This window comes from Spirosoma flavum, assembly GCF_042686045.1.
GTDB classification, from domain to species: domain Bacteria; phylum Bacteroidota; class Bacteroidia; order Cytophagales; family Spirosomataceae; genus Spirosoma; species Spirosoma flavum.
Window position 1 is genome coordinate 1,187,374 of the sequence record NZ_JBHUOM010000001.1, and the last position, 6,143, is coordinate 1,193,516.

5 protein-coding genes are annotated in these 6,143 nt (G+C 47.4%); 3 read left to right on the forward strand and 2 right to left on the reverse strand.

Annotated features, from left to right (window positions below):
- Positions 1 to 89: 89 nt before the first annotated feature.
- Entirely contained in the window at positions 90 to 488 is a 399-nt protein-coding gene (locus ACFS25_RS04830) for a Dabb family protein (protein ID WP_381497277.1), read from the reverse strand.
- A 91-nt stretch (positions 489 to 579) separates the two neighbouring features.
- Here ACFS25_RS04830 and ACFS25_RS04835 point away from each other — a divergent pair, with 91 nt between their 5' ends.
- On the forward strand, positions 580 to 1,671 hold the full coding sequence (locus ACFS25_RS04835) for a zinc dependent phospholipase C family protein (protein WP_381497278.1): 1,092 nt from the start codon (positions 580 to 582) through the stop codon (positions 1,669 to 1,671).
- Positions 1,672 to 1,837: 166 nt separating this feature from the next.
- On the opposite strand, the gene ACFS25_RS04840 is transcribed toward ACFS25_RS04835, so the two are convergent.
- Positions 1,838 to 2,707, reverse strand: a complete 870-nt coding sequence (locus ACFS25_RS04840) for a sugar phosphate isomerase/epimerase family protein (RefSeq protein ID WP_381497279.1) — start codon at positions 2,705 to 2,707, stop codon at positions 1,838 to 1,840.
- A 160-nt stretch (positions 2,708 to 2,867) separates the two neighbouring features.
- On the opposite strand from ACFS25_RS04840, the gene ACFS25_RS04845 reads away from it, so the two are divergent.
- Together ACFS25_RS04845 and ACFS25_RS04850 are read left to right on the forward strand one after the other, a co-directional pair.
- Positions 2,868 to 4,064: a class I SAM-dependent rRNA methyltransferase gene (locus ACFS25_RS04845; protein ID WP_381497280.1), complete on the forward strand. Its 1,197-nt coding sequence runs from the start codon at positions 2,868 to 2,870 to the stop codon at positions 4,062 to 4,064.
- Between the two features lie 223 nt (positions 4,065 to 4,287).
- Complete coding sequence (locus ACFS25_RS04850) at positions 4,288 to 6,069, forward strand: pyruvate dehydrogenase complex dihydrolipoamide acetyltransferase (protein WP_381497281.1); 1,782 nt, start codon at positions 4,288 to 4,290, stop codon at positions 6,067 to 6,069.
- The last annotated feature ends 74 nt before the right edge of the window (positions 6,070 to 6,143 follow it).

Genomic DNA, 6,143 nt, shown 5'->3' on the forward strand with positions numbered 1-6,143 from the left:
GATCGTTGTCGCGATATGAGGGCGCAAAAATAAGGATTTCGGTTGGAAAAATCAATAGTTCCAACCGAAATTCTTTGTATTCGCTTACCTTACTGGCGAATATCGGCGTTGACAGTCAGCGTTTTTTCCCAGATACCCTGATTCTGGGTAACAAACTGCTTATAGGCTTCGCTATTCTCAAATGTTTTTATGTCCGCTTCCGATTGAAACGTTAGGTAATGAACTACGTCATAGTCAGCAACGGCCTGATTTGGCAGGATTGTCTTGCCAGACGTGTAACCAACGATCTGTGGAATTTCATGCTTTAAGGACGCAAAACCGTTCATATGCTGCTCAACAGCTCCATTTTCGACCCCTTTTTTGAATTTAACACACACAATTTGCTGTTTCTGGGCTTTTCTAGCAGGTGAGTATGCACCATAGATTGTTAAAGCGAAAGCACATAGCAACACAACGATGAGGGTATACCCTTTTGATTTTGCATTCATGATTTTTTGATATTTATCTATTTTTCCAAATTTTATTCTGAATCACGTGTTACTTTAATTGAATAGTTAAACATTTTTCCTGTAAAGTACCATGATTCATCAAATGTACAACGCTTTTGTTTTGTTGTTAGTTTCTGCTAGTGTTTTATTTGGGAGTTTAGTGTACGGTGCCACTAGTAGACCTGAGAAACCAAATGGTCAGCTATCTGAATGGGCGTGTTTGTCAGAACCAGCGGAACAGAGCGCATGCCAACTTCTAGCTGGGGAACATCCAGTTTGGGGCTTCTATGGACATCAGCAAATCAACCGGCTTGCGGTGTTTACATTGCCCGTTGAGATGATGCCGTTCTTCAAGAAACACATTAGCTTTCTAACCGACAATGCTGTTAATCCTGATAAACGTCGCTATGCGGTTATTGGTGAAGCTCCGCGCCATTTCATTGATCTTGATGCCTATGCCGACACGTCGATTGTAACCTTGCCGCGTTACTATAAAGACGCTACAGACCGTTATGGAGCCGATACGCTGGCTTTACACGGCTTAGTTCCCTGGCAAATTCAATTAACTAAATATCAATTGACAGAAGCCTTTAAGCAACGCGATGTTCGGAGGATTCTGCGTGTTGCTGCCGATCTGGGGCATTACATTGCCGATGCCAATGTGCCGCTGCATACTACGCGCAACTATAACGGTCAGTTAACGAATCAGCAGGGTATTCATGGTTTTTGGGAATCACGATTACCCGAGTTGTTCAGTACGGACTATGATTTTCTGACAGGTCAGGCAGAATACGTGCAGTCACCCCAAAAAGCGGCTTGGCGGGCGGTGTTCAAGGCGAATGCCGCGCTGGATTCGGTGCTGCGTTTCGAACAGCAATTGACAGACGAACTGGGCGAAACCCGCAAGTTTAGTTTCGAGGAGCGTAACGGAATCACCGCCAAAGGATATTCGGCAGATTTCTCACAGCAGTATCACGAACGGTTGCGGGGACAGGTAGAACGACAGATGCGGGCGTCCGTGAAGATGGTCGGCGATTTCTGGTACACTTGCTGGGTGGATGCTGGCCAACCAGATTTGCGGGCACTGGCAAAATATCAGCTTACTGACCAGGAACAAAAAGAAGAAGTCGAGGAAAAGAAGGGCTGGCTGAAACGACTATTTTCAGCGCGGAGCGAAGATTAAGTACCCACGCAAATTTTAAGCAAGATCATTTATTGCTTGGTATGACCCCTACAGGGTCACATGTTTATAGCAAATAGACTCTTCTATAAACATGTGACCCTGTAGGGGTTATACTATGACAATCTAGCTTATCTCTACTCAATTACTTAATAATATGACTGAGATTCTACACCGCCAGAGTTTTCATGTATTCAGCGTCGTTTTTCAGACTAACCATTGGTGATTCGGCATATTCTTCCTGCTCAACAAGGAAGTACTTAATGCCGCTGTCCATAGCTATGCGCAGGGTCTTCTTGAAATCTACATTGCCTTTGCCGAGATCATTCTGAACCGGCTTCCCGTCTTTTACCGTATAGTCTTTAACATGGCATAACTCGTAACGTTTGCCGTATTTTTTCAGGTGGGCAGCGGTATCTACGCCAGCCACATCAATCCAGCACAAATCCAACTCAAACATCACATATTTGGGGTCGGTGTTGGCTAAAAGAAATTCTTGCGGTAGTTTACCGTCAAGGGGGCGGAATGAATAATCGTGGTTATGGTAGCCGAATTTCAGCCCTGCCTTACTAACTTCCTCACCAACGGCGTTAAACTGGTCGGCAACTTTCTTCCACTCATCCCATGTCTTTTGCGGACCCATGTACGGACACAGCAAATACGTTAATCCGGCATCGTGAGCCATTTCAATACTCTTTTTCAATTCGTCGGGCTTATCGACTTGGCCTTTGTAATTGAAGTGGGTACTAATCATCTTTACGCCCAGACCGTCGAGAAAGGACTTGATCTCTTTGGGTTGCATTCCCCACAAAAAGCCCTGTGCTCCACTGAAACTCTCAAATTGCTTATAGCCCATGTTCGCCAATTGCGTCATGATTCCCTTAGGGTCTTTCGGCAGCACATCACGGGCACTATAAAGTTGAACACCAAATGGACTAATCAGTTTGGCTGGCCCGCTGGCTAGCAGATTAGTTTGGCCGAGGGTGAAGGCACCCGCCGTTAATAGGCTGGACTGTTTTAGAAAACTGCGTCGTTGCATGATTGGGAAAAGTTTGCTGGTTTAAAACGTAAATATGGGCCGCTTCTACGCAAAAAGGCTAGAAAATATTTTGCGCTACTCAACTCTGCGCGTGTTTACTAGGCGCTTTAGGGAATGACAAAAAAGAGCGACGTATCTTTGCGGTCTTTCCTGAATATGAATGACGTTTTCCAAATTATATCTGCAAGCCGGACGCGATGAGGCCCTCCGGCGATTCCACCCCTGGGTGTTCTCGCGAGCCATCAGTCGCTATGAGGGCGACTTGAACGACGGCGACGTGGTTGAAGTATTTGACAGTAAGAACAATTACCTCGCCACTGGCCATTACCACGATGGTAGTATTGCGGTGCGCATTTTCTCGTTCGGGGCTACGGCTGGTGGACCCATCACGCCTGATTTACCGTACTGGACGCAAAAATTAGCGCATATCCGCAGTATTCGGAAGGTGATTGTGACGGGGCAAACGGACTGCTACCGACTTGTTCATGGTGAGGGCGACGGTTGTACGGGCCTGATTCTGGACGTGTATAATGGCGTAGTCGTGCTACAGGCGCACTCTATAGGTATGCACCGTGAACGGGAAGTTATTACTGAAGCGCTCAAAGCTGTTTTTGGTGATGAGCTGAAGGCAGTATATGATAAAAGTGCCGATACACTGCCCGATGAATACGGAGCAACCGTAACGAACAGCTATCTTTTTGGCCGAACACCGGTACCGCATCCGGTGATAGAAAACGGAAATACCTTTCTAATTGATTGGATAACAGGTCAGAAAACCGGTTTCTTCCTCGATCAACGCGATAATCGCGCCCTGCTGACTCAATACGCTCACGGGAAAGATGTGCTGAATGCTTTCTGTTATTCGGGTGGGTTTTCTGTCTATGCGCTTAAAGCGGGTGCCCGTTCGGTTCACTCAGTTGATGTCTCTCAAAAAGCCATTGCGCTGACCAATCAGAATATAACGGCTAACTTTGGTGAGGATGAAGAACGGCATCAGGCTTACGCTGAAGATGTTATGCACTATTTAAAGGCTCACGACCATCAATATGATGTCGTGGTGCTGGACCCGCCTGCATTTGCTAAAAGCCAGTCGGCGCGGCACCGGGCTGTGCAGGGCTACAAACGACTAAACGCTGAAGGGTTACGTCGGGTGGCAAAAGGGGGAATTTTATTTACGTTCTCGTGTTCGCAGGTAGTGGACCGGGAGTTATTTTATAATACGATTGTGGCAGCAGCCATTGAAGCCGGGCGGCAAGTACGCGTTCTGCATCACCTGAGCCAACCCGCCGATCACCCCGTTAGCCTGTTTCACCCCGAAGGTGGCTACCTGAAAGGATTAGTTTTGTGGGTGGAGTAAGGCATGGTTCACAAATGCAAATAGTGAATTAACGCTATGGCATTCGTTGTTTGATTAAATATTTGCGTTAGATATCGTCTATAACAGCAGTTAAGGCCGTACTTTAATTGCGGTTATAGATTAACATTAATTGCTTTACATTAATTTTGGCTTTCAACCGCTTCGGCGGACCGCCCATGCGAGTCCTGACAATCGAGATAACCCGATATACACATAGCTAATTATGGCTGAATTAATCCGAATGCCCAAGATGAGCGACACTATGACCGAAGGCGTCATAGCGGAGTGGCACAAGAAGGTGGGCGACAAAGTAAAATCCGGCGATGTACTGGCCGAAGTTGAAACTGATAAAGCCACAATGGACCTCGAAGCTTACGATGAAGGTACATTGTTGTACATCGGTGTTGAAAAAGGTGCATCAGTGCCCGTAGACGGCGTTTTGGCCGTTATTGGTGCTGATGGAGAAGATTACAAATCGCTGCTTAGCGGCTCAAGTGGAGGCAGTGTAGAAGCTGCGGCTCCAGCGGTTGCACCTGCGCCAGAACCCGCTCCCGCACCAACTAATGGTGTGAGCAATGAGACGGCAACGAAGCTACCCGATCCGAAAGCGGTTTCGGCTGCTCCGGCAGAAAATGTCAACGCGTCGATCATCCGGATGCCCAAGATGAGCGACACCATGACGGAAGGAACCATTGTAGCATGGCATAAAAAAGAAGGTGACACGGTCAAATCAGGCGATGTGCTGGCCGAAGTTGAGACCGATAAGGCTACAATGGACCTCGAAGCGTACGAAGAGGGAACATTGCTGTATATTGGTGTAAAAGAAGGTGCATCGGTTGCCGTAGATGAGATCATTGCGGTTGTTGGTGAAAAAGGCGCAAACTTTAAAGTACTGCTTGATGGTGGTACTGCGCCAACGTTGGGTAAAGAGGCTGCTACCGGCGAAGGTGGTAGTCAAACAGCCGAACAGAATCCGCAGGCCGATCTGCCAGCCGATGCTGACACAGACCTATCGTATGGCGGTGGTGCCGGTGATGTTGTTGAGTCGAATGGTCGCATGAAAGCCTCTCCATTGGCCAAACGTATTGCCGAAGAAAAGGGTATAAATCTGGCACAGGTACACGGTACTGGTCCTGAAGGCCGCATTGTAAAAAGCGACGTTGAGTCGTTTGTGCCTGGTAAAGCGGCACCAATCGCTCAACCTGCTGCCCCTGCTCAACCCGCAACGCCCGTCCAATCGGCTCCGGCTCCAGCAGCAACGCCAGCACAAAATGCTCCTGCTCCCACTCCCGCTGCAACATCCGTTGGGGGAGATTATGAGGATATTCCATTGAGCCAGATGCGCAAAACAATTGCCCGTCGGTTGAGTGAGAGCCTGTTTACCGCTCCGCATTTCTATCTAACCATGGAAATAAACATGGATAAAGCAATGGAACTGCGTGGTACGGTCAACGGTGTTAGCCCGGTTAAAGTATCGTTCAATGATTTCGTAATTAAAGCGGCTGCGCTGGCACTGAAACAGCACCCGAATGTAAATTCATCGTGGTTGGGCGACAAAATCCGTAAGTACAAATATGTAAATATCGGTGTCGCTGTTGCTGTTGATGAAGGCTTACTCGTACCCGTTATACGTAATGCCGATCAAAAAACGCTCTCGACTATCTCGGGCGAGGTGAAAGATCTGGCTGGTAAAGCTAAAGACAAGAAACTTCAGCCGAAAGATTGGGAGGGGAGCACGTTCTCAATTTCAAATCTTGGTATGTTCGGCATCGACGAATTTACGGCCATTATTAATCCGCCCGATTCCTGCATTATGGCTATAGGAGCCATTAAGCAGACGGTGAAATTTGAAGCAGATGCAGCCGGTGTTCCAGTGGCTAAGCCAACTAATGTAATGAAAGTAACCCTCTCCTGCGATCACCGGGTAGTGGATGGAGCCACTGGTTCGTCTTTCTTACAAACGTTTAAGCAACTGCTTGAAGAGCCATTCCGGATGCTAGTGTAGTGTATTTTGTTTTTGTCATTCTTCTTATCAACGAAATGACAAAAGATATAAAAAAGGCCGCTCCCGAATATTCG

Bases quoted from the DNA above. Each gene is read 5' to 3' on its own strand.
- ACFS25_RS04830 (WP_381497277.1), bottom strand. From the start codon at position 488: ATGAATGCAAAATCAAAAGGGTATACCCTCATCGTTGTGTTGCTATGT.
- ACFS25_RS04835 (WP_381497278.1), top strand. From the start codon at position 580: ATGATTCATCAAATGTACAACGCTTTTGTTTTGTTGTTAGTTTCTGCT.
- ACFS25_RS04840 (WP_381497279.1), bottom strand. From the start codon at position 2,707: ATGCAACGACGCAGTTTTCTAAAACAGTCCAGCCTATTAACGGCGGGT.
- ACFS25_RS04845 (WP_381497280.1), top strand. From the start codon at position 2,868: ATGACGTTTTCCAAATTATATCTGCAAGCCGGACGCGATGAGGCCCTC.
- ACFS25_RS04850 (WP_381497281.1), top strand. From the start codon at position 4,288: ATGGCTGAATTAATCCGAATGCCCAAGATGAGCGACACTATGACCGAA.